At 48.3% G+C, this 22,422-nt stretch carries 24 protein-coding genes and 1 tRNA gene; 22 read left to right on the top strand and 3 right to left on the bottom strand.

What is annotated here, in order from left to right:
* The first annotated feature begins 74 nt into the window (after nucleotides 1–74).
* From EBS36_02460 to EBS36_02365, 20 genes are all read left to right on the top strand, one after another.
* Complete coding sequence (locus tag EBS36_02460; GenBank protein ID NBU32019.1) at nucleotides 75–785, top strand: demethylmenaquinone methyltransferase; 711 nt, start codon at nucleotides 75–77, stop codon at nucleotides 783–785.
* 207 nt (nucleotides 786–992) lie between these two features.
* On the top strand, nucleotides 993–1,334 hold the full coding sequence (locus EBS36_02455) for an NADH-quinone oxidoreductase subunit A (GenBank protein ID NBU32018.1): 342 nt from the start codon (nucleotides 993–995) through the stop codon (nucleotides 1,332–1,334).
* A 15-nt stretch (nucleotides 1,335–1,349) separates the two neighbouring features.
* Entirely contained in the window at nucleotides 1,350–1,904 is a 555-nt protein-coding gene (locus EBS36_02450) for an NADH-quinone oxidoreductase subunit B (protein NBU32017.1), read from the top strand.
* Nucleotides 1,901–2,596 (top strand): NADH-quinone oxidoreductase subunit C, encoded by a 696-nt coding sequence (locus EBS36_02445; protein ID NBU32016.1) that lies wholly within the window; start codon nucleotides 1,901–1,903, stop codon nucleotides 2,594–2,596. Before EBS36_02450 ends, EBS36_02445 begins: the two co-directional genes overlap by 4 nt.
* Entirely contained in the window at nucleotides 2,596–3,915 is a 1,320-nt protein-coding gene (locus tag EBS36_02440) for an NADH-quinone oxidoreductase subunit D (GenBank protein NBU32015.1), read from the top strand. The genes EBS36_02445 and EBS36_02440 overlap by 1 nt, the downstream gene beginning before the upstream one ends.
* Entirely contained in the window at nucleotides 3,916–4,563 is a 648-nt protein-coding gene (nuoE, locus tag EBS36_02435) for an NADH-quinone oxidoreductase subunit NuoE (GenBank protein NBU32014.1), read from the top strand.
* Nucleotides 4,560–5,861 (top strand): NADH oxidoreductase (quinone) subunit F, encoded by a 1,302-nt coding sequence (gene nuoF / locus EBS36_02430; GenBank protein ID NBU32013.1) that lies wholly within the window; start codon nucleotides 4,560–4,562, stop codon nucleotides 5,859–5,861. The genes nuoE and nuoF overlap by 4 nt, the downstream gene beginning before the upstream one ends.
* Nucleotides 5,858–8,083, top strand: coding sequence for an NADH-quinone oxidoreductase subunit G (locus EBS36_02425; GenBank protein ID NBU32012.1), 2,226 nt, complete (start codon nucleotides 5,858–5,860; stop codon nucleotides 8,081–8,083). Before nuoF ends, EBS36_02425 begins: the two co-directional genes overlap by 4 nt.
* A gap of 26 nt (nucleotides 8,084–8,109) precedes the next feature.
* Complete coding sequence (nuoH, locus tag EBS36_02420; protein ID NBU32011.1) at nucleotides 8,110–9,405, top strand: NADH-quinone oxidoreductase subunit NuoH; 1,296 nt, start codon at nucleotides 8,110–8,112, stop codon at nucleotides 9,403–9,405.
* A 2-nt stretch (nucleotides 9,406–9,407) separates the two neighbouring features.
* Nucleotides 9,408–9,947 (top strand): NADH-quinone oxidoreductase subunit NuoI, encoded by a 540-nt coding sequence (nuoI, locus tag EBS36_02415; GenBank protein ID NBU32010.1) that lies wholly within the window; start codon nucleotides 9,408–9,410, stop codon nucleotides 9,945–9,947.
* A complete protein-coding gene (locus EBS36_02410) occupies nucleotides 9,947–10,672 on the top strand; it encodes an NADH-quinone oxidoreductase subunit J (protein NBU32009.1) in 726 nt (241 codons plus the stop codon). Before nuoI ends, EBS36_02410 begins: the two co-directional genes overlap by 1 nt.
* The gene (nuoK, locus tag EBS36_02405) at nucleotides 10,669–10,968 is read left to right on the top strand and encodes an NADH-quinone oxidoreductase subunit NuoK (GenBank protein NBU32008.1); all 300 of its coding nucleotides are present in this window, start codon (nucleotides 10,669–10,671) and stop codon (nucleotides 10,966–10,968) included. The genes EBS36_02410 and nuoK overlap by 4 nt, the downstream gene beginning before the upstream one ends.
* Nucleotides 10,969–10,978: 10 nt before the next feature.
* The gene (locus tag EBS36_02400) at nucleotides 10,979–12,838 is read left to right on the top strand and encodes an NADH-quinone oxidoreductase subunit L (GenBank protein ID NBU32007.1); all 1,860 of its coding nucleotides are present in this window, start codon (nucleotides 10,979–10,981) and stop codon (nucleotides 12,836–12,838) included.
* Nucleotides 12,839–12,840: 2 nt separating this feature from the next.
* Nucleotides 12,841–14,358 carry an NADH-quinone oxidoreductase subunit M gene (locus EBS36_02395; protein ID NBU32006.1) on the top strand — a complete coding sequence of 506 codons (1,518 nt, stop codon included), beginning with the start codon at nucleotides 12,841–12,843 and terminating at the stop codon, nucleotides 14,356–14,358.
* A complete protein-coding gene (gene nuoN, locus EBS36_02390) occupies nucleotides 14,355–15,920 on the top strand; it encodes an NADH-quinone oxidoreductase subunit NuoN (protein ID NBU32005.1) in 1,566 nt (521 codons plus the stop codon). The genes EBS36_02395 and nuoN overlap by 4 nt, the downstream gene beginning before the upstream one ends.
* A 98-nt stretch (nucleotides 15,921–16,018) precedes the next feature.
* A complete protein-coding gene (locus EBS36_02385; GenBank protein NBU32004.1) occupies nucleotides 16,019–16,921 on the top strand; it encodes a polyprenyl synthetase family protein in 903 nt (300 codons plus the stop codon).
* Nucleotides 16,922–17,046: 125 nt separating this feature from the next.
* Entirely contained in the window at nucleotides 17,047–17,973 is a 927-nt protein-coding gene (locus EBS36_02380; protein ID NBU32003.1) for a hypothetical protein, read from the top strand.
* A 116-nt stretch (nucleotides 17,974–18,089) separates the two neighbouring features.
* Nucleotides 18,090–18,491 (top strand): NADH-quinone oxidoreductase subunit NuoB, encoded by a 402-nt coding sequence (gene nuoB / locus EBS36_02375; protein NBU32002.1) that lies wholly within the window; start codon nucleotides 18,090–18,092, stop codon nucleotides 18,489–18,491.
* The gene (locus EBS36_02370) at nucleotides 18,484–18,969 is read left to right on the top strand and encodes an NADH-quinone oxidoreductase subunit C (GenBank protein NBU32001.1); all 486 of its coding nucleotides are present in this window, start codon (nucleotides 18,484–18,486) and stop codon (nucleotides 18,967–18,969) included. The genes nuoB and EBS36_02370 overlap by 8 nt, the downstream gene beginning before the upstream one ends.
* Nucleotides 18,966–19,367: a 4Fe-4S dicluster domain-containing protein gene (locus tag EBS36_02365; GenBank protein ID NBU32000.1), complete on the top strand. Its 402-nt coding sequence runs from the start codon at nucleotides 18,966–18,968 to the stop codon at nucleotides 19,365–19,367. The genes EBS36_02370 and EBS36_02365 overlap by 4 nt, the downstream gene beginning before the upstream one ends.
* A gap of 2 nt (nucleotides 19,368–19,369) precedes the next feature.
* Here EBS36_02365 and EBS36_02360 read toward each other — a convergent pair whose 3' ends face one another.
* Nucleotides 19,370–19,861, bottom strand: a complete 492-nt coding sequence (locus EBS36_02360) for a YajQ family cyclic di-GMP-binding protein (protein NBU31999.1) — start codon at nucleotides 19,859–19,861, stop codon at nucleotides 19,370–19,372.
* A 115-nt stretch (nucleotides 19,862–19,976) separates the two neighbouring features.
* Between EBS36_02360 and EBS36_02355 the strand changes: the two genes are divergently transcribed.
* Both EBS36_02355 and EBS36_02350 read left to right on the top strand, forming a co-directional pair.
* Nucleotides 19,977–20,060: transfer RNA gene (locus tag EBS36_02355), tRNA-Tyr, on the top strand.
* Nucleotides 20,061–20,070: 10 nt separating this feature from the next.
* On the top strand, nucleotides 20,071–20,916 hold the full coding sequence (locus EBS36_02350; protein NBU31998.1) for a lamin tail domain-containing protein: 846 nt from the start codon (nucleotides 20,071–20,073) through the stop codon (nucleotides 20,914–20,916).
* Here the strand turns inward: EBS36_02350 and EBS36_02345 are convergent, their stop codons facing one another.
* Both EBS36_02345 and EBS36_02340 read right to left on the bottom strand, forming a co-directional pair.
* A complete protein-coding gene (locus tag EBS36_02345) occupies nucleotides 20,917–21,678 on the bottom strand; it encodes a polyphosphate polymerase domain-containing protein (GenBank protein NBU31997.1) in 762 nt (253 codons plus the stop codon).
* Nucleotides 21,675–22,289, bottom strand: coding sequence for a DUF4956 domain-containing protein (locus tag EBS36_02340; GenBank protein ID NBU31996.1), 615 nt, complete (start codon nucleotides 22,287–22,289; stop codon nucleotides 21,675–21,677). Before EBS36_02340 ends, EBS36_02345 begins: the two co-directional genes overlap by 4 nt.
* Between the last annotated feature and the right edge of the window lie 133 nt (nucleotides 22,290–22,422).

Raw genomic sequence — 22,422 nt, 5'->3', positions numbered from 1 at the left:
CAACTTTCATTCTTAGCATCAGCACGGTTACTGCCAAGTTATTAGCAAGGGCAAATTAGTGACAGACTAGAGCCATGTCCCGAGCGCACCTAAATAAAGACCCCAACGAAGTTGCAGCGATGTTTGACGCGGTGGCAAAAAAATATGATGTCACCAATGACCTACTGTCACTAGGTCAAACTCGAAGTTGGCGTAAGGCAGTTGTCGCTGCGGTGGACCCTAAACCCGGCCAAAAGATTCTAGATTTGGCGGCTGGAACTGGAACTAGTACTCAACCCTTTTATGCGGCAGGTGCTGACCCGATCGCCTGTGATTTTAGTCAGGGCATGATTGAAGTTGGCCAACAAAGGTTTCCAAATCTGACTTTTGTCCAAGGTGATGCCCTAGCCTTACCTTTCCCAGATAACACTTTTGATGCCACAACAATTTCTTTCGGCCTGCGAAATGTTAATGATGTTAATCTTGCGCTACGCGAGATGTACCGAGTGACCAAACCAGGTGGTCGCTTGGTAATTTGCGAATTTAGTCAACCTACTTGGTCAGCGCTTAGAACGGTATACCTCGAATATCTGATGAAGGCATTGCCCGCTGTTGCAACCAAAGTCTCAAGTAATCCAGATGCCTATGTTTACCTTGCCGAATCCATTAGAGCTTGGCCAAATCAGCAGAAACTTAGTGAACAAATCCTGAGTGCAGGGTGGAGTAACTGCCAGTGGCGGAATTTAACCGGTGGGATTGTGGCGCTGCATAGAGCAACGAAACCAGAATCTACCCAGGTGGCCTAAGTGACACTCCAGGGTGCATTGGTGCAGGTTCGCTCAGTTCGGTAAACTGAAAACCGACCTAGTGAAAAATTTCACAAATGCACAAAGTTGTGCCTTTGTTAAAAATTTCCATCTCGAACTGGCTGTGACTAACAACAGTGAAGTCGTGCGTGAATTAAACGCGAAAGTGGGTGCTATCAAGTGGGCCAAGGTGCTGTTTACTTACCCATATTCTTCTTAGGTCTATTAGCTTTCGGCTTCGCGGCATTCTCAGTTGCTGTTGCAACTATCACGGGACCAAAGCGCTACAACCGAGCAAAAGTTGAAGCATACGAATGTGGAATTCAACCAACACCTCAACCAGAGGGTGGCGGTCGCTTTCCTGTTAAGTATTACTTGACAGCAATGTTGTTCATTATTTTCGACATTGAGATCGTTTTCTTGTATCCGTGGGCAGTGGCTGCCGACAAACTTGGCCTCTTTGGGTTAGCTGAGATGATTACTTTTATTCTTACTGTCCTAGCTGCTTATGCATTTGTTTGGCGTCGCGGTGGACTCGAGTGGGACTAGTTAGAGGAATTCCTGATGGGCGTTGAAGAGAAATTACCAAGTGGCGTACTTTTAACCACAGTTGAGGGACTAGCTGGTTATGCGCGTAAAAACTCACTCTGGCCAGCTACTTTTGGTTTAGCTTGCTGTGCCATTGAGATGATGGCCTCAGGTGCAGGTCGTTATGACTTGGCCAGATTTGGCATGGAGGTGTTTCGCGCATCTCCGCGCCAAGCAGATCTGATGATTGTGGCGGGGCGGGTTAGCCAAAAAATGGCGCCCGTAGTGCGACAAATTTATGATCAAATGGCAGCGCCAAAGTGGGTCCTAGCTATGGGTGTTTGCGCATCCTCCGGTGGCATGTTCAACAATTATGCAATTGTCCAAGGCGTCGATCACATCGTTCCCGTCGATATTTATCTACCAGGCTGTCCTCCCCGCCCTGAGATGTTGATCGATGCCCTTTTGAAATTACACGATCAGATTTCTGATACCAAGTTGGGCTCAAATCGCAAACGCCAGCTAGCAGATCTTGAAGCAGAAGCATTGCAGGCAACTCCAACTTCAGACCAGATTGGGTTAATGCGATGAGCGATGATGTAGTTAAAGCTGGTAAGCCGCTGCTGCAGGTAACTACCGTTCGCGAAGGCATGTTTGGCGCAAGTGGATCTGGTGATACTTCAGGCTTCGGTGGTCTAGTCTCAGTTGTTCCGGTACCAGCACCATGTGTACCGCCATTCGGGAGTTACTTTGACATTATTCATGCCGAATTAGTTGCCGCCCTGCCGCAATTCGGAACTTCGTTCGAAAAAGCAATCGCCAAAGTTGTGATTGCCAATGACGAAATGACGCTCTATGTTCACCCCACCCAATTAGTAGCGGTAGCACAAACTTTGCGTGACGAACCAGGGCTGCGATTCGAGTTGTGTCTTGGTGTCAGTGGTGTTCATTACCCGCATCAAACAGGCGCTGAATTGCATGCTGTCTACCACTTGCGCTCTATTACGCATAATCGCCGACTTCGTCTTGAAGTAGTTGCCTCTGATTCCCATCCTCACATCCCGTCAATCGTTTCGGTTTATCCAACAAACGACTGGCACGAGCGAGAAACTTTTGACTTCTTTGGGATTGTGTTTGACGGACACCCGCACTTAACTCGAATCCAAATGCCGGACGATTGGCAGGGTCACCCACAACGCAAAGATTACCCATTAGGTGGAATCCCAGTTGAGTACAAAGGTGCAACTGTGCCGGCTCCAGATCAGCGGAGGTCCTACAACTAATGACTGACACATATGCAGATTCTTACGAAACCACTGAAGGTCGGGTATTCACCGTAACTGGTCAGGACTGGGACACCATCACCGGAAATGCAGCTGGTGAAGCTGAGCGCATAGTGGTCAACATGGGTCCGCAACATCCATCAACACACGGTGTACTGCGACTCATCCTAGAAATTGAAGGGGAGACGGTAACCGAAGCACGCTGCGGAATCGGTTACTTACACACGGGAATTGAAAAGAACATGGAGTTCCGTCATTGGACTCAAGGTGTAACTTTTGTCACGCGTATGGATTATCTGAGCCCGTTCTTCAATGAGACTGCTTATTGTTTGGCGGTCGAAAAGTTACTCGGGATAACAGATCAAATTCCAGATCGGGCAAATGTCATTCGAGTAATGATGATGGAGTTAAACCGCATTTCTTCGCATCTTGTTGCTCTGGCAACGGGCGGCATGGAATTAGGTGCCTTGACTGCAATGATTTTCGGCTTCCGGGAACGCGAATCAATTCTTGACTTGTTTGAACTGGTGACCGGACTTCGAATGAACAGTGCTTACATTAGGCCAGGCGGTGTTGCGCAAGATTTACCGGCGGGGGCAGAAGAAAAAATTCGTGAAACAATTAAAGCTCTTCCGCGCCGAATGAAGGATACAGCTGACATGCTGGTCGACAATTCAATCTGGCTTGGTCGCACATCCGGAATCGGCATCCTCGATCTTGCCGGCTGCATGTCGTTAGGTGTCACTGGGCCAGTCTTGCGTGCCACTGGTTTGCCAGCAGACCTTCGAAAGACAGATCCGTATTGCGGATATGAGAATTACGAATTTGAGGTAATTACGAAAGACACTTCAGATGCCTATGGCCGGTTCTTGATTCGGTTAGAAGAGATGGAGCAGTCACTCAACATCGTTGAACAATGTTTGGATAGGTTACAGCCAGGACCAGTCATGGTTGAGGACAAAAAAATCGCATGGCCCGCACAGTTATCGATCGGTAGTGACGGTCAAGGTAATTCACTTGATCACATCCGCCACATCATGGGCGAGAGTATGGAAGCCTTAATCCACCACTTCAAACTTGTTACTGAAGGCTTTAATGTTCCAGCTGGACAGGCTTACGCAGCGGTTGAGTCACCACGTGGCGAACTTGGTGTACACGTAGTTTCGGATGGTGGAACTCGGCCGTATCGGGTGCACTATCGCGATCCGTCATTCACCAACTTACAGGCGACGGCAGCGATGTGTGAAGGGTCGCAGATTGCCGATGTGATTGCTGCTGTTGCTTCAATCGACCCGGTCATGGGGGGAGTGGACCGCTAAATGTCTCTTTCAGAACTGACTCGTAGCAGAGCTCGTGAAATCATTGCTCGTTACCCTCATGCTCGTTCGGCACTTCTGCCAATGTTGCATTTGGTGCAAGCTGAAGAAGGTTATGTAAGTGCAGATGGAATCGCACTGTGCGCCGAGGAGCTTGCTCTTACCACCGCAGAAGTATCAGCAGTGGCAACTTTTTACACGATGTATCACAAGAAACCAGTAGGCGAGTACCACATTGGTGTTTGTATTAATCCTGGCTGTGGCATTTTGGGTGGCGACGAAATTTGGAACAAACTCTGTCAGCGCCTCGGAATTGGCAATGATGAGGTAACGGAGGACGGAAAGATTTCCCTTGAGCGCATTGAATGTCAGGCTGCTTGTACTCATGCTCCGGTTATGACTGCAAACTGGGAATTCTTAGACAATATGACACCAGAGACCGCAGTTGATGTAGTTGAGAAACTTCGCACTGGCCAAGAAGTGCTAAGCACTCGTGGTCCCAAAATTCCAACTTTCAAGGAAAACGAACTGCTCCTGGCTGGTTTCGATGATGGTCTCACGAACGAAGGTGTTCAAGCAGACGAATTGATGTTGGCTGGCTTAAAGCGCGCTAAAGAACTTGGCCAAAGTGCGCCGGAGGTAAAGCCATGACATTGACTCCTGTTCTTTCAGCGCATTGGGACGAACCAGATTCCTACACAATTTCTGGTTACATGCGCCATGGTGGCTACACGGCATTCAAGAAAGCACTTGCCACCGATCCGGATGCGATCATTTCTTTAGTAAAGGATTCGGGACTTCGCGGTCGTGGTGGTGCAGGATTCCCAACTGGTTTGAAATGGAGTTTTGTTCCGCAGAACGACGGGAAGCCGCACTACTTAGTTATTAACGCGGACGAATCTGAGCCAGGTGCGTGCAAAGACATTCCATTAATGATGGCAAACCCACATTCACTCATTGAAGGCATCATCATTTCGGCGTTTGCCATTAGAGCAAATCATGCATTCATCTACATACGTGGCGAAGTGCCACATGTATTTCGTCGAGTTAACGCAGCTATTCGCGAAGCGTACATTGCAGGCTACTTGGGCAAGAACATCATGGGATCTGGTTTTGACTTAGATGTTGTGTTGCACGCAGGAGCAGGTGCGTACATTTGCGGTGAAGAAACAGCATTACTTGATTCACTCGAAGGTCGACGAGGACAACCCCGACTTAAACCGCCATTTCCAGCAGTTGCGGGTTTGTATGCCTCTCCCTCTTGCGTCAATAATGTCGAGACAATTGCCAACATTCCATACATCTTTAATAACGGTGTTGATTGGTTCAAGTCCTTCGGTACCGAAAAGTCACCTGGCTTCAAACTTTTTGCAGTATCTGGTCACGTGAACCGGCCAGGAATTTATGAGGCACCACTTGGCATCACCATGCGTGAATTACTTGAACATGCTGGCGGAGTGCGCGACGGCAGAAGTGTAAAGTTCTGGCTGCCTGGCGGCTCATCTGTTCCAATGCTTACGCCAGAACATCTTGATCTCCCACTTACTTATGAAGACATTGCAGCAGCTGGTTCAATGCTGGGCACCGGTACGCCAATGATTTTTGATGATACGACTTCAGTAGTCAGAGCCGTTACTGGATGGCTAGCGTTCTACAAGCATGAGTCATGTGGAAAGTGCACACCCTGCCGCGAAGGAACTTACTGGATCAGCGATGTCCTACATCGACTAGAAGAAGGTCAGGGTACAGAAGCAGACCTAGACACTTTGGTTGAGCTGTGTGCGCAAATCGCTGGTCGGTCATTTTGTGCACTAGGTGATGCGGCTGCGACTCCATTCCCCGCTGCGCTCAAGTACTTCCGAGATGAATTTGTTCAGGCAACAATCACACCGGCAAATGAATCTTTTGATCCGATTGCCGCCACTGTTTTCGCAGGAGCCAGTAAATGACCGTCACCACATCCACAGTCACCTGCACCGTAGATGGTGTGACAGTTGAAGTTCCAGCAGGAACTCTAATTATTCGAGTGGCCGAAATGCTTGGCACTGCTATTCCACGCTTTTGCGACCATCCGCTACTTGACGCAGTTGCTGCTTGTCGCATGTGCTTAGTTGAAATTGAAGGTCAACCAAAACCACAACCATCTTGCGCAGTCCCAGTGACTGAAGGCATGGTGATCAAAACTCAGCACACCAGTGAAGTTGCAGCAGCAGCGCAAGCTGGCGTTATGGAGTTCCTGCTAATCAACCATCCACTTGATTGTCCAGTTTGTGACAAGGGTGGCGAATGTCCCTTGCAAAATCAGGCGATGACTAGTGGTCGTGGCGACACTCGCTTCACTGGAGTTAAACGAACCTTTCCCAAGCCAATTAATGTCAGCGCTCAGGTGCTATTAGATCGTGAGCGCTGCGTCTCCTGTGCTCGTTGTACCCGCTTTGCCGATCAGATTGCAGGCGACCCGTTCATTGAATTATTGGAGCGCGGTGCTAAGCAGCAGGTTGGAATTTCGCAAGATCAGCCATTTGATTCGTACTTCTCTGGCAATACAATTCAAATTTGCCCGGTTGGGGCATTAACAAGTGCGAAGTATCGATTCCGCTCACGCCCATTTGATTTGGTCAGCACTCCTACTGCATGCGAACACTGTGCAAGTGGTTGTGCCCTGCGTACTGATGTGCGGCGTGGTCAAGTAATGCGCCGATTAGCCTGGGATGCACCTGAAGTTAACGAAGAATGGAACTGCGATAAAGGTCGCTTTGCCTTTCCATACGCCATACAAGGTCGACTAACATCACCCCTTGTTCGTGATACGGACGGCAACCTAGTTCCAGCCTCATGGCCCGAGGCTATCCGAACCGCCGCCGCTGGCCTGGCACAGACCGGACCTAAAACTGGAGTGTTAACAGGCGGCCGACTAACCCATGAAGATGCAAAGGCTTACGCGGCATTTGCTCGCAATGTTTTAGGCACCGGCGACGTTGACTTCCGCGCACGCGCAGTCAGTGATGAAGAGACGGCATTCTTAGCCAGCTATGTTGCAGGTAAGACCCTTGATGTTACCTATGCCGACCTTGAAGTTGCACCAGCGGTTCTCATGGTTGGCTTTGAACCAGAGGACGAATCGCCAATTGTGTTCTTACGGTTACGCAAGGCAGCTCGGACGAATGGCACAAAGGTTTATTCGATTGCTCCGTATGCGACAGCTGGACTGGGCAAAGTCAATGGAACATTAATTCCGGCCGCTCCACACGCCGAGCCCACAGCAGTAGCAAACAGCGCTAACTTGCTTACCGAACCTGGAAGTATCATCTTGGTCGGTGAACGCGCTGCCACAATTCCAGGCTTGCTCACTGCAGTTGCGCAATTAACTAGTGCAACTGGTGCAAAGCTTGCTTGGATTCCGCGCCGTGCTGGTGATCGCGGGGCATTGGATGCTGGCCTACTTCCAGTTACCGGCCGCAATACCGAAGAGATCATCGACGCAGTAGGTAGCGACATCACTGGCCTTGTAATCGCTGGAGTCGAAGCCCACGATCTAGTTGCAGATTTAGAAGGTGCAATTGAACGCGCTGACTTTGTAGTTTCTCTAGAGACCAGGCATAGCGAAGTTACGGCAATTGCTGATGTCGTTTTCCCTGTGGCTACAGTCATCGAAAAGTCTGGCACATTCCGAAATTGGGAAGGGCGCGATCGGAGCTTCACTGCGGTAGCACCAAAGCAGGGGCTATTAAGCGACGCGGATGTATTGGCAGAAATCGCAACTGCTATGTCTGCGTCTCTAGAACTCACCGAAGATTTCTGGGACACCGCCAACAAGCCGGTGCTTTCCGGCACCGCGGTAGCTGCTCCAGTACTAGAAGATGGGCAGGTTGAGTTAAGTTCTTGGCGCCACCTTCTGGACAACGGCACTTTGCAAGATGGTGAACCATATTTAGCAGCTACATCAAGAGTTGCAGTCATTCGAGTAAGTGCAAATACGGCAACACGACTTGGATTGACCGATGGAGATTATGCAACAGTGGATTGCGCAGGCGTTACTGCGACGGCTCCAGTAATCATCACCAATGAAATGGTTGATGGAGTTGTCTGGTTACCAGCAAACAGTCAAGATGCAACACTAAATCTGCCTTCAGGCTATGTGGTCAGTGTTACTACTGGAGGTAAACCATGAAAAATTTGGTAAATTTTGCCGACCCGATTTCAGGTTTTGGCACGGATCCAATCCTGATTATTCTGCTCAAGGTTGTCGGCATCTTTGTAATCATGGTACTGATGACACTGTTCACGATTTGGGCTGAACGCCGTGTTGTCGGTCGAATGCAGATGCGCATCGGTCCAAACCGGGTCGGCCCATTCGGACTATTGCAGTCCCTAATGGACGGCATAAAACTAGCGCTTAAGGAAGAAATTATTCCTAAAACCGCACATCTGGCGGTTTACTGTATTGCCCCAGTTATTTCAGCTACCACTGCCTTCCTAACTTTTGCTGTGATACCACTTGGTCCATCAGTGTCGATATTCGGGCATGAAACACCTCTGCAACTGACGGACTTCCCAGTCTCAGTTCTTTATGTGCTAGCAATTGCTTCAATCGGAATTTATGGCATTGTTCTTGCTGGCTGGGCATCTGGCTCAACTTATCCGCTACTAGGCGGCTTACGATCTAGCGCTCAAATGATCAGTTACGAAATCGCGATGGGCCTATCGTTTGTCGCGGTATTCCTGTATGCATCTTCAATGTCTACCTCGGTTATCGTCGATAGCCAACAGAATCTTTGGTACTGCGTACTCTTGTTGCCGTCCTTTGCCATTTATACGATTGCCATGGTCGGAGAAACAAACCGAGCCCCATTCGATCTACCGGAAGCGGAAGGTGAATTGGTCGGTGGGTTCCACACCGAATATTCATCACTGAAGTTTGCACTTTTCTTCTTAGCAGAATATGTAAACATGGTTACTGTTTCCGCAATGGCAACCACACTCTTCCTGGGGGGATGGCGTGCTCCGTGGCCGATCTCAATGTGGTCCAGTGCCAATGAAGGTTGGTGGCCATTGCTTTGGTTCTTTGGCAAAATCTTCGCTTTCCTATTTGTCTTCATCTGGTTACGTGGAACGCTTCCACGTATGCGTTATGACCAGTTCATGAAATTTGGCTGGAAAGTTCTGATACCCGTTTCTGTGGTTTGGATTTTGATAGTGGCCAGTGCTCGTGCGCTGCGTAACGCTCAGTACTTGGATACCCGCACCCTACTTTTTGCCGCCAGCGCAATCTTATTTATCGGAATCGCAATCTCATATGTGGTGGAGATTCAGACCAATAAGAAGAAGGAAATACTTGAACAAGAGCAGCGCGAGCGTGAAGCACGCGGCTTTGATCCTTTCGAAGGCGGTTTTCCGGTACCCCCTATGCCTGGTCAGGTAGCTCAACCATCTCGGCTCGAGACACTACAGGTAATGCCGGCAACCGAAACTGCAACAGAAGTGGAAGGTTAATCATGGCAAAACTGCCACAAGTCATTCGTGGCTTTAGTGTTACATTCTTTTCAATGTTCAAGAAAGTTACGACTGAACAGTATCCCGAAGAGCGAGATGTCTATCCGCCAAAGCCTAGATTCCACGGTCGCCATCAGCTAAACCGACATCCCGATGGTTTAGAAAAGTGTGTCGGTTGTGAATTGTGTGCTTGGGCTTGTCCCGCAGATGCCATCTTGGTAGAAGGCGCAGACAATACCGAGCAAGAGCGCTACTCACCGGGCGAGCGATATGGTCGGGTTTATCAAATCAATTACTTGCGTTGCATCCTCTGTGGACTTTGCATTGAAGCATGTCCCACTCGTGCACTAACTATGACGAATGACTATGAATTAGCGGATAACTCTCGTGAAAAGCTCATCTACGAAAAAGCAGATTTATTAGCGCCACTGCTGCCAGGTATGCAGGCCGCGCCACATGACATGGCCGATGGTGCAACCGAACAGGATTACTACCTAGGAAAAGTAACTGGGCTAAACCAACTCAAGGCGGTGACCGAATAATGACCGGCGAAGCCATTGTTTTTTGGATTACTGCCATCCTCTCGGTATTTGGTGCAGTAGGTATGGTCATTTCCCGAAAAGCGGTGCACAGTGCGCTTTGGGTTGCTTTCACCATGATCAACTTGGCAATACTTTATTTCAGTTTGGGCGGCGCATTCTTAGGCACAACCCAAATAGTGGTTTATACCGGGGCAGTAATGATGCTGTTCCTTTTCGTACTCATGATTGTTGGTGTTGATTCTTCAGATTCGCTCATCGAAACAATCAAAGGTCAGCGAATCGTAGGTACAATTTTGGCCCTCGCCTTTGGCGCTTTGCTTACTTCAGCAATTACTTCAACCGGATTCAAAACAGCAACTGGCTTGTCCGAAGTAAATGGAGCAGAAGGCGGAAACATTCAAGCTTTGGCGCAATTGATTTTTGGCCGATACCTTTTAGCTTTCGAAGTAACATCGGCACTGCTAATAACCGCAGCCCTTGGTGCGATGGTCTTGGCACATAACGAGCGGTGGGCGCCGCGTAAAACTCAGGCACAATTGCAGCGTGAACGCACTCTTGGTGGACATCCGACCCCCTTGCCAAGTCCTGGTGTGATGGCACTGAACAACTCGGTGGATACGCCAGCACTTTTGCCTGATGGCTCAATTTCACAAGAGTCACTCCCACGCATTTTTCAGTCAACAGGACAACCTGATCATGATTCGAATAATGAGGTGACGTCATGAATCCGAACAACTATTTAGTGCTCGCGGGCATCCTATTTACCATTGGAGCCTTTGGAGTATTGGTAAGGCGAAATGCAATTATCGTATTCATGAGTGTGGAGCTAATGCTTAACGCAGCCAATCTGGCATTCGTAGCCGCCTCGCACATTACCGGAACGCTCGATGGACAAGCAGCAGCGTTCTTTGTGATGGTGGTAGCTGCTGCCGAAGTTGTAGTCGGCCTGGCCATTATTGTCGTCATTTTCCGTACCCGTCGCTCCGCTTCTATTGACGAAGCAAGTCTGCTGAAGTACTAGGGGAGTATTGATGATTTCTGCACTTATTGGCTTGCCGTTAATTGGGGCAGCCTTGTTGTTACTCGGGGGCCGACGCACAAATGCTTGGGGTCCGTACTTTGCCGTTGCCATGTCTTCATCGGCATTTGTCATAGGTGTGTTCCAATTTTTTACACTTTTGGGAAAGCCTGCCGAAGACCGGCATCTCCAGCAACACCTCTTTGACTGGATTGCAGTTGGAAATTTTCAAGTGCCATTCGGATTGCACTTAGATCAGTTGTCGCTCGTCTTCGTATTACTAATAACTGGCGTAGGTTCACTTATTCACATTTATTCTCTCGGGTACATGGCACACGACGAGAATAAGCGCCGGTTCTTTGGCTACTTAAATCTATTCGTAGCGGCCATGCTGTTATTGGTCTTAGCTGATAATTACCTACTTCTCTACGTTGGTTGGGAAGGCGTTGGTTTGGCTTCCTACTTACTAATTAGTTTTTATCAGCACAAACCATCGGCAGCAGTTGCGGGCAAGAAAGCCTTTGTCGTAAATCGAGTTGGCGATGTCGGTTTATCTATTGCCATCATGTTGATGTTTGTTACCTTCAAAGATGTCACCTTCAAGGGAGTGGCTGAGCATGCCCACCACGCCTCTGGTCACAATTTGACACTCATCGGACTTGCTTTGTTGCTCGCTGCCTGCGGGAAAAGTGCCCAATTCCCATTGCAGTCCTGGCTATTGGATGCGATGGAGGGCCCAACCCCAGTGTCAGCGTTGATTCACGCCGCAACCATGGTCACTGCTGGTGTCTACCTCATCACCCGCGCACACGCCATTTTTGATCTGTCCGAAACAGCGCGCACAGCAGTTGTTGTTATTGGCGCTATCACTTTGCTGCTCGGTGCCTTCATTGGTACGGCAAAGGATGACATTAAGAAAGGGTTGGCGGGTTCAACCATGAGCCAAATCGGCTACATGGTTTTGGCGGCGGGGCTTGGTCCTGTTGGCTATGCCTTTGCAATCTTCCACCTACTAACTCATGGAATGTTTAAAGCTGGCCTATTCCTAGGAGCAGGTTCAGTAATGCATGGCATGAATGACGATGTGAACATGCGTCATTACGGTGCTTTACGCGGGGCGATGAAGATCACTTATGTAACTTTCGGTTTGGGCTTTTTGGCAATCATCGGCATCCCACCTTTTGCCGGTTTCTGGAGTAAAGACGAAATTATTCACGCCGCCTTTTCGCAAAACTTGATTATTGGTCTAGCTACTCTTTTGGGTGCTGGAGTTACAGCGTTCTACATGACTCGCATGATGGCAATGACTTTTTACGGTGAGGCGCGCTGGGAAAAAGATGCTCATCCACACGAGTCATCTCTTGTCATGACGGCGCCAATGATTCTGTTAGCAATTGGTTCAGTATTCGGTGGAATGGCACTGCTCTTCTTGGGAGATATTGAGGTTTGGCTTGAACCAGTTGTTGGTATCGCAGATCCGGCACATGCAATCTCAAATACCGTTTTAATCCCAATCACCTTACTTGTTGTTCTAGCCGGTGCGGGTTACGGCTGGCTGAAATACGCAAAGACGCCCGTTCCTGCAGTAGCGCCAGCCAAGGTTTCCTTGCTCACGCGAGCTGCTCGGGCCGATGCTTACGGGGACGCATTAAATGAAGCAATTTTCATGCGCCCTGGTCAATACCTAACTCGGGCTCTGGTTTGGTTTGATACCAAGGCGGTCGACGGCACGGTTGGCGGGCTTGGTGCTGCTGTTGGCGGACTATCAGCTCGACTGCGTAGATCACAAAACGGCTTAGCTCGGTCCTATGCCCTAACCATGGTTGGAGGCGCTGCTTTGCTTGCCCTCGTTCTACTCTTAGTGAGGCTTTAGTTATGTTGACTGCACTCATGCTCACTCCACTTGTTGGAGCGGTGGCGGTTCTGGCACTACCAGCAACGCGCGCTCTACTGGCAAAGCAAATTGCGTTAGCCGTCTCACTGATTACCACATTCGGCGCGGTGTACTTTGGGGTTTCAATGGATCCGTCCGCAACGGGTCTGCAGTTTAAAGAAAGCCATGAATGGATTCCAACGTTTAGTATCAACTGGGCGCTGGGTATTGATGGCGTAGCTGCAGTACTTATCGTGATGGCCACCATTTTGGTGCCACTGGTAATCATTGCTAGCTGGAACGATGTCGAACGCATTGGTCGCGGCAGCGTGAAAGGCTATTTCGGCCTAATTCTAATTCTGGAAACTTTCATGATTGGCGTGTTCGCCGCTACGGATCTATTCCTGTTCTATGTCTTCTTTGAAGCTATGCTGATTCCGGTTTACTTCCTGATTGGCAGGTTTGGTGGCCCACAACGTGCTTATGCAGCAATGAAATTCTTGCTCTACTCCCTCGTGGGTGGCTTGTTCATGCTGGCTTCGTTAATTGGGCTTTATATTGTTTCGGCACGAACTTCTCCATTCGGACCAAGTTTTGATTTTGAGACTTTAGCTAGCCTCCAGATTGATCCAGCGACGCAGAAGATGCTGTTCCTTGGCTTTTTCTTTGCGTTTGCGGTTAAAGCGCCAATGGTTCCATTTCACACCTGGCTGCCAGACGCGGCTGCTGAATCAACACCTGGTACTGCAACTTTGCTAGTGGGCGTGCTAGATAAGGTTGGCACCTTCGGCATGTTGCACTTTTTGTTACCAATCTTCCCAGATGCCAGCAGGTTTTACGCGCCAGTTATTATTACCCTAGCCGTGATTAGCATCTTCTATGGCGCGTTGTTAGCCATCGGACAAAATGACATGATGCGACTAGTCGCATTCTCATCCATCTCTCACTTTGGCTTCATTGTGCTTGGCATTTTTGTCTTCACAGCACAGGGACTTTCGGGTTCAACCTTCTACATGGTCAACCACGGGTTTTCGACTGGTGCGCTCTTCTTAGTAGTCGGTTTTCTAGCCAGCCGCAGGGGATCAAGCTTGATTTCAGATTTCGGTGGGGTAACAAAAACTGCCCCAGTTCTAGCCGGTGTATTCCTACTTGCTGGTCTGTCTTCGTTGGCCCTGCCAGGAATGTCAAGCTTTGTTTCGGAATTCCTAGTGCTACTAGGTACATTTAGCGCCTATCAATGGGTTGCGGTCATCGCAACCACCGGCATCGTGTTAGCTGCTTTCTACATTTTGTGGATGTATCAGCGCGTGATTACTGGAGAGCCATCTCAAGAAGTTACCGAAACAGTAACGGAAATTTCAAAGCGTGAATTACTGGCGATTGTGCCAATCATCGCCATCATTATTGGTCTTGGAGTATATCCGCAGGCTGCCCTACGCATAATCAATCCAGCGATCAATCAAGTGCAACAGGTGATGAAAATCCAAGCTGATACTTCTAGCCTTGGAGGTGAAGGATAGTGACCCCATCAGTCGAATATGGCGCTCTTGCTCCAATTGTCATTCTGCTTTTTGCAGGCGTAATTTCAACGTTGCTTGAAGCATTCGTTCCACGGACTGCTCGTCGTACCGTGCAGCTATTTCTGGTATTTGGCTCACTTGCCTTGGCGCTGTTTTACACAATTCTGAATTCCTTCTTCAGAATTGCAGTTGATGGCCAAAGCACCCAACTCAATGGCTTACGTCAACTAGCTTCAGCTGGTTCGGTTGCTGTCGATGGCCCCGGACTTTTCCTACAAATGACCATTCTGTTAGTTGCTCTAGTCGGTGCGCTGTTGATTGCCGAACGCAGGATTGATCCGCAAGGTGATGCCTTTGCACCGCGAGCCTCGGCACTACCCGGCAGTGAAGATGAACGCCAATTCACCAATCAGGGTTGGCTACAAACAGAAATTTGGCCACTATTTTTATTCGCGGTTGGTGGGATGTTGTTATTTCCTGTTTCCAACGATTTATTAACCATGTTTGTCGCATTAGAAGTCCTCTCATTGCCGCTTTATTTGCTGGCAAGTATGGCGCGTCGCCGTCGACTCCTGAGCCAAGAAGCAGCTTTGAAGTACTTCGTACTCGGTGCATTCTCTAGTGCGTTCTTCTTATTTGGTGCCGCCCTAATATATGCAGCAACGGGGACTATGACTTTCGGTGAGATTTTTACCGCGTTAGGTAATTCAGCCCATGACGGCGTGGTCCTTACGGGCATCGGACTAATTGCAGTGGGCTTACTCTTTAAAGTAGGTGCGGCGCCATTTCATCAGTGGACTCCTGATGCTTATCAGGGCGCGCCAACTCCAATTGTGGCCTTTATGGCGGCGGCAACGAAAGTGGCAGCTTTTGGCGCATTACTTCGACTGTTCTACGTAGCCTTTGGCACCTTGCGTTGGGATTGGCGACCAATGATGTGGGCAATCGCTATTGTTTCAATGTTGCTTGGTTCACTTCTCGCGGTAACTCAAACTGACATCAAACGCATGCTGGCTTATTCATCGGTAGCTCATTCGGGCTTCTTGTTATTAGGTGTGATTTCAACTTCGCGGGCCGGTATTGGTACGACATTGTTCTACTTGTTGGCTTACGCATTTACAACACTAGGAGCTTTTGCGATAGTTTCGCTGGTCCGTGATCCAGCAGGTGAAGCCACCCATCTTTCGAATTGGGCCGGACTAGGCAAAAAGTCGCCCGTAGTGGCAAGTATTTTCACACTGTTTTTACTTTCGCTCGCCGGCATCCCATTAACCAGTGGATTCACCGCTAAATTCGCAATTTTTAGTTCAGCAGTAGGTGGTGGAGCAACCGCATTGGTGATTATTGGCGTTATCTCAAGTGCTATTGCAGCCTTCTTCTATGCTCGGGTGATTGTCTTGATGTTTTTCTCGGAAGCTCCGGATAATGATGTTGCAGTTGTCGTGCCAAGTATCCTTACCAAGACTGCTGTTGCGACCAGCGTAGTAGTCACTTTATTGCTGGGCATTTTGCCCGAGCAAGTATTAGAAATTGCAGCCCGCTCGGGTCTGTTTGTCCGTTAGGAACTGGCTTTAGCCGACGATTTTAAGTGACCCTATTGCCCACCAAACTTGCCAAGCTGGAAAAAGATGTCTCAGCTCGGCTCCTTTCGGTTGAAGAAATGTTGCGCGAGGAAATATCGAGTGAGTATGAGCTCGCGGATATAACGGCTCGACACCTAGTAGAGGCAGGTGGAAAACGATTTAGGCCATTGCTCGTTCTGCTTGCTGCCCAATTCGGTAACCCTGATGCTCCTGGTGTTGTCCCATCTGCCGTTGTTGTTGAGCTAACTCATCTAGCGACGTTGTATCACGATGATGTGATGGACGAGGCACAGGTTCGCCGAGGAGCACCATCGGCAAACAGTCGTTGGGGTAATACCGTAGCGATTCTCAGTGGAGATTTTCTATTTGCCAGGTCATCTAAAATTCTGGCCGACTTAGGGCCCGAAGCAGTTCGGGTGCAAGCACAAACATTCGAGCGCCTAGTGATCGGGCAATTGCGAGAAAGTGTCGGACCGCAACCAGGTGAAGATCCCGTCGAACATCATCTCGGCGTCCTTGCCGACAAAACCGGCTCGCTCATCGCCGCTGCTGGGCGTTATGGCGCAATGATGAGTGGCGTTGATCCTAAAATCACTGATGCAATAGCTCAATTCGGGGAATGTGTCGGCGTCGTATTTCAACTAAGTGACGATTTACTGGACCTCGAATCCGAAGTTTCTGGCAAAACACCTGGCACAGACTTACGTGAAGGCATCAAAACTTTGCCAGCCTTGTTAGCGCTTCAAGATCCAGAAACTACTGACGAGTTGCGAGATTTACTGTCCAGGCCATTGCCGATTGAGTCGGAGCACGAACTTGCTTTGAGGCTGCTTCGCGCACATCCTGCGATGGGGCAAGCCCGTACTGTTTTACTCGATTGGGCCGATAAGGCTAAAAAGCAGCTTGCCACCCTGCCAGATGTGCCAGCCAGAGCCGCATTCAAAGTCCTCGTGGACAGTGTTATTGAGCGAAAATCCTAGAATTTACAAGGCTTTTTAACCTTAGTAAAGATTTGGTGAAGAATTAGCAAAATTGGCCATTTGGGCTTGTCTCCCAAGGCATAGTCGGGCAGAGTTAGCGATAAGAAACCAGCCAAGGAGCAGGTATGCGTAAGCTCACCAAATTAGTAATTGCCAGTTTTGCATTTTCGTCTTTGATTTTCGCAAGCGTCGGCCCAGTAGTAGCTGATCAAACAAACAAGCCTGGAACTTCAATTTCGGTGAAATCCGGCGAGAAAGCCTCAAAGAATAAGTCCACCAAAGCTAAGAAAGCAAAAAAGACCAAGAAAGCTAAAAAGGCAAAAAAGGCTGCCAAGCTTGGCAAAGCAAAAAAAATAGCCAGCAATAAAAAGCGCGTCGCTAATTTCGCGCCGGCTGTCGAGCCAACTCCAGCAGAGTCGCCATTTTGTGATTCAAGTGTTGATTATTGTGAACCAGAGATTTTCCCAACTCCAATTGTTGACCCAACATGCGATCCAATGATTGATAAATTGTGCCAAGAGATTGTGGACCCAACATGCGATCCAGTAGTTGATGAATGGTGTCAAATCTTTGTTGATCCCGAGCCAACTGATGAACCAACCATTGACCCGACACCAACAGAAGAACCAACCCCAGACGAGACCTCGCCGGCGATTGAGGCGTGGCAAATTTACAACGACACCATTACCAAGGCTGTCGAGGATTACTATGCGGTCGTAAATGCTGCTCAGGCTGAATATGAAGCACAGACTGCCGATGCTCGGGCTACTCGGGATGCTGCGGTTGCGTCGGCAACCACTTTTGCTGAGGTACTAACTGCAGTCCAGAACTATCGACTAACTACCGCCGATGCAACTGCTAAGTTACGAACTCTCTATGAGGATGCCGGAGAGGCACTTAACCTAATCCAGAAGAAGGCCTACGAGCAGTATGTGGCAGATGGCGGTCCAATCTGGGTAACCTGCAGAGACTACCCACAGCCTGAGCCGAGTGAGTCAAATGACAATCAGTCAAAGCATAAAGAAGGCAAGAAGAAGCACAAACGGCGTTAATTTAGAAAAATTCTTTAACTGGGACTCGAGATCGACTCTTGAGTCCCAGTTTCTTTTGCGCGACTATTTTTGGGTGTGACCAACCGCGAGTTTTAAACATCGCCTAAAGTCGTAGTGTGGTTAACCCAAAAGAGGGCTCAATTCAAATTACCGAGTTGGGACTTGCCTGCTGTGCCGTTGAGGCATCGGCAATAGATTTACTAGACGAGGCCACAGCACAATTTTGTGCGAATGACTTGGCTAAATTAGCAAAGCATATTCTGGTTATTGCTGGAACGGTAACCCAAGCTTTGGTACCTACTGTTCTAGCTCAGTACGAGCAGTTAGCAGAACCTAAAGTCGTTGTCGCATTTGGCGCTTGTGCCATCAGCGGCGGACCTTACTGGGATTCATACAGCGTTGTGCCGGGAACCGACAAACTGATCCCAGTCGACATCATGGTGCCTGGGTGTCCGCCAGCACCAGAAGATTTAGCTCGAGCATTGAACTTAGCAATCAGCAAGGCCACAAATGAGTAGTTTTACCGAAGAAATACGTCGAGAAGTTCGGGGAGCGGACATTTGGATTTGGCTTTCCCCAGAAAACTGGCTGGCTGGAGCAAGTACGCTAAATTCGCAAGGCTTCAAGCGTGCTGAATGGTTAACCGCAACACACCTCGACCAGAGTCAATTCTTAGTTGTACTGTGTGTAGCCAATGAGACAAGCACTGAAAAATATTTTTTACTAACTGAAGTTAAATCAGAAATCGCTTCCCTTAGTTCTATTTACCCAAATTTAGATTTCCACGAGCGAGAAGTTAGACAACTACTTGGCCTGAGCTTCTCTGGGCTGACCAATAATACGCCTGCAATCAACTTTGAATTTTCGGGCTACCCACTTCGCCGAGATTTTGCTTTACAACCCAGAGTTACCCAAGAGTGGCCAGGGCAAGTAGATCCCGAAAAAACGACTAAACGTCGCCTTCCCCCAGGAGTGAATCAGGACTGGGTTTCATGACCGGACCGCACGAATCAATTGCCCTACATCCACAAAGTTGTACTGCTTGCATGCTTTGTGTCCGTGAATGTCCAGACTGGTGCATTGAAATCGAGGCACATTCAGAGCAAGACCCTGATGCTGCGCAATACAGCAATGCTCGTCGACCAGCCATGAAGAATGTTTTGGATTCATTCACAATTGATTTCAGTCAATGTATGTGGTGCGGAATTTGTATCAATGTTTGCCCTTTTGACGCCTTACATTGGTCGGCCCAGCCTCTGAACCCAAATGAAGATCGCACTGGACTTGCCTATCCGATTGAACGCTTGGTCGAAAACCTGCCATTAGCTAGAAGGGCTGATGGAACCATCGCTCCGCAGATTGATGAGCCACCAAGCGGTCGGCGGAAAAAATAGCGTTAGCGGTAGTTCGTGAACTGAACGGCGAAATCTAGGTCGGCACCCTTTAGCAAAGCCTGAACTTCCTGCAGGTCATCTCGACTTTTACTAGTGACGCGCAATTCGTCGCCCATAATCTGAGTCTTTACGCTTTTTGGACCTTCGTCACGAATCAGCTTGCTAATTTTCTTGGCCTGCTCTTGGCTTATGCCTGCAAGAAAGTCGCCATTAATTTTGTACTCTTTGCCCGAAAGTCTTGGGTCAGTGGCTTTTAAGGATTTGAGACTAACACCACGCTTGACTAGCTTGTCTCGCAGAACTTCAAGTGCTGCCTTAACTTTCTCTTCCGTAGTAGAGGAAATTTCCAGCGAGAGTTCACCTTTCCAGTCGATGGTGGTATCGGTCCCTTTAAAATCAAAGCGCGTAGCCAGTTCTTTTTGCGCTTGATTTAGTGCGTTATCAGCCTCTTGCCGATCGACTTTGCTTACAATGTCAAAGCTGGAGTCAGCCATTTTTACCTCACTAGTAACTAAGTGTCAGGTGCCAGAATACCGATGAATGCCGGGGCGATTGGCAGAAAGGGTGCAGAAGTCGGTATTCTCGTGGAGTTGCCAATTTTGGCAGCGTGGCAGGTTGCCCGAGCGGCCAATGGGAGCGGACTGTAAATCCGTCGCGTAAGCTTCAGTGGTTCAAATCCACTACCTGCCACCAAGGCGAACAAGTGCTAGCCACTGCTGCACTCAGCATAGTTTTGTCGGGTACGCTCAAAGGGATGTTAAGTTTCCACCAAAGCCAACCGCTGCTGGCTCTACTGAAAATTCTAGGTCTGGCGATTTCCATGCCGACCCGAGTTTGTCTTGCGCTAAGTTTAACTTTTAGTGGCATCGGGTCACTAGCGCCAGCATCCGCGGCCGTCCCGTCTATTGTGATCAACGAAGTAGATTGTCATGGCAATGACTGGATTGAGCTGCTTAACAAATCTAATAATTCAGTCGACATTTCAAATTGGCTGCTCACGGACAAAAAGTTATCCGTAACAAATCCAGTACATATTTATCGATTTCCAGATGGCACGCTTTTGTCCGCAGGAGCGCGCTTAGTTGTTCAGCAAACTGGAGTTGGCAACTTGCAACTACCATTTGGCATTAGCTGTGCCAAAGGTGGAATTGTCCGACTGGGTCAGCCGATATCGCCAACTTCAATGATTCTTGTAGATTCAATTTTGGTTCCAATTACGCCTGCAGGAGCATCTTTTGGTCGAATCCCGGATGCAACTGGCGCAGCGCAATTTACCGTTCCCACCAAAGGTAAGAAAAATCAATCTGCGTTACCGAAATTCTTAGCTCCAAAATCCGTTGTCTGTAAAGCGGGCAGAGTCTGCAGGATTAAATTGCACACTCTGAATGTTAAGCAGTTCACCATTCTGACCAAGAGTACTGGAGCAACAATTACCAAAGCGGGTGTCTTGGTAATTCCTGCTCGCAAACTAAAGTCGGTGAGTTATTTGGTCAACATTGCAAATAGTTACGGTAGCCTAACAGTCAAACTTCGAATTACTACCAAGTAATTAACTGAGGAAGTTGCTGGCAATGAACTTTCGGGTATGCACTCGTGGTCGTTCGGATGCGACTAAATCTAAGCCAACGCAGTATTTACTGAAACTAACTGGTCGATGCCCTGCCTGAATCAAACTCCGAACCGTAACTGCATTCCGTTTCATCGACTTTACTTCGACTAGTACCAAGTCAGGTTGAAGTTGAAATTGCTCCTGGCCCATGACAATTTTCAAGTTACTATCTAATGTTATTCGCTCTGCTTGATTTTTATACACCAAAGTTGACCGAGAGTAAGTGTTAATTGCACTGCAGGTTAAAGATGAAACTGTCTGTGCGAGCCTTGAAGTTGGAAGAAATTCAGTAAGTACATCTTCGACAAATAGCACTTCTTGCGCACCATAATTTGACGAGTCTTCTAATGCAATTTTCCTTGACTGCAGATTTCCCTGTCGAAGTTTGACTTCTAGTCGCGAATGTCCTGAATCAAGGTAACGGCGAAATCTGATCTTTGCTCTTCGTTGCTTGCCCTGGGCATGGTCTAAATAACAGTCAAAGTGTGGGTTATCAAAGTAATCCGTTTGGTAAGCAAAGTCAGTTGAACCAGTTATTTCCAAAATGGCAAAATCCTCAGTTTTGTCGACAAAAAAATCCTGCAGTTGCCGGGTTGTTAATAAAAATTTTCGATCGAATCTTCGTTGGCCAAGCCAACTTTGGTCAATAGACTCCAGAGTCGTCGGCTGAAAATCTAGTGCGGCTTCGACTAGAACACTCATTTGGTTGTCCGATACGTGACCTGCAATGTCATCGTATCTTGTAAAACATTCATGACCTTTACTTTGCAACTTATGACGGGAGCATTCAAAATCTCACCGACATGCTGCTTTAATTCGTCATGGTCGACAATGACCTGATCAATTGTTAGATCTAAGGTGTCTGTGCGATTTCTAAAGAATTTGGATTCAACCAAAGTCATAACAATCACCAGCATGCCAACAAGTAATGACGGCAGAGCCAATGATGATAGGTCTATCGCACAAATCAGGGCGATTGACAAGGATATGAAAAAGTAGGCGATTTGTTCGTGAGTGTATTCAAAGCTGCGTAAGCGGATAATCGAAAGTACGCCGAATAGCGCAAAACCAACCGCCGTGGAAAGCGGGCTAAAGGATAGAACTGTCAGAACAGAAAATAAGCCAATGTTGCACGCGAGATAAACTAAGACCAAATCGCCTCGACGATTAACTCGATAAAAGAGACCGAAAAGCAGATAGGAAATTGTGATTAGGTCTAAAGCTATTCGGGGAACTATCAGATTGAGATTTGGATCGCTTGATACAGACAATTGATGGTTCCTTAGCCAAATCGGTTTATCCACTGACTTTATTGCATTTTGTGCCTAAAAGTAAGGGTCACATGCGGTTAGACCAAATTGTTATCTGACAATCTACATGAAGAGAATTTGGCTAATAGGGCCAAATTCTTTGCCTCAATTTCGCAAGAACTATGGGTATTCGGTA

The sequence above is a fragment of the Actinomycetota bacterium genome (genome assembly GCA_009923495.1).
Taxonomy (GTDB): Bacteria; Actinomycetota; Actinomycetes; order S36-B12; family UBA5976; genus UBA5976.
Note: the sequence above shows the minus strand (reverse complement) of the source record. Positions and strands in the feature narration are given on the sequence as shown.

Bases quoted from the DNA above. Each gene is read 5' to 3' on its own strand.
- EBS36_02460 (NBU32019.1), top strand. From the start codon at position 75: ATGTCCCGAGCGCACCTAAATAAAGACCCCAACGAAGTTGCAGCGATG.
- EBS36_02410 (NBU32009.1), top strand. From the start codon at position 9,947: ATGACCGGCGAAGCCATTGTTTTTTGGATTACTGCCATCCTCTCGGTA.
- EBS36_02425 (NBU32012.1), top strand. From the start codon at position 5,858: ATGACCGTCACCACATCCACAGTCACCTGCACCGTAGATGGTGTGACA.
- EBS36_02445 (NBU32016.1), top strand. From the start codon at position 1,901: ATGAGCGATGATGTAGTTAAAGCTGGTAAGCCGCTGCTGCAGGTAACT.
- nuoI (NBU32010.1), top strand. From the start codon at position 9,408: ATGGCAAAACTGCCACAAGTCATTCGTGGCTTTAGTGTTACATTCTTT.
- nuoE (NBU32014.1), top strand. From the start codon at position 3,916: ATGTCTCTTTCAGAACTGACTCGTAGCAGAGCTCGTGAAATCATTGCT.
- EBS36_02395 (NBU32006.1), top strand. From the start codon at position 12,841: ATGTTGACTGCACTCATGCTCACTCCACTTGTTGGAGCGGTGGCGGTT.
- EBS36_02365 (NBU32000.1), top strand. From the start codon at position 18,966: ATGACCGGACCGCACGAATCAATTGCCCTACATCCACAAAGTTGTACT.
- EBS36_02400 (NBU32007.1), top strand. From the start codon at position 10,979: ATGATTTCTGCACTTATTGGCTTGCCGTTAATTGGGGCAGCCTTGTTG.
- nuoF (NBU32013.1), top strand. From the start codon at position 4,560: ATGACATTGACTCCTGTTCTTTCAGCGCATTGGGACGAACCAGATTCC.
- EBS36_02360 (NBU31999.1), bottom strand. From the start codon at position 19,861: ATGGCTGACTCCAGCTTTGACATTGTAAGCAAAGTCGATCGGCAAGAG.
- EBS36_02380 (NBU32003.1), top strand. From the start codon at position 17,047: ATGCGTAAGCTCACCAAATTAGTAATTGCCAGTTTTGCATTTTCGTCT.
- EBS36_02440 (NBU32015.1), top strand. From the start codon at position 2,596: ATGACTGACACATATGCAGATTCTTACGAAACCACTGAAGGTCGGGTA.
- EBS36_02385 (NBU32004.1), top strand. From the start codon at position 16,019: ATGTTGCGCGAGGAAATATCGAGTGAGTATGAGCTCGCGGATATAACG.
- nuoK (NBU32008.1), top strand. From the start codon at position 10,669: ATGAATCCGAACAACTATTTAGTGCTCGCGGGCATCCTATTTACCATT.
- EBS36_02370 (NBU32001.1), top strand. From the start codon at position 18,484: ATGAGTAGTTTTACCGAAGAAATACGTCGAGAAGTTCGGGGAGCGGAC.
- EBS36_02345 (NBU31997.1), bottom strand. From the start codon at position 21,678: ATGAGTGTTCTAGTCGAAGCCGCACTAGATTTTCAGCCGACGACTCTG.
- EBS36_02450 (NBU32017.1), top strand. From the start codon at position 1,350: ATGGGCGTTGAAGAGAAATTACCAAGTGGCGTACTTTTAACCACAGTT.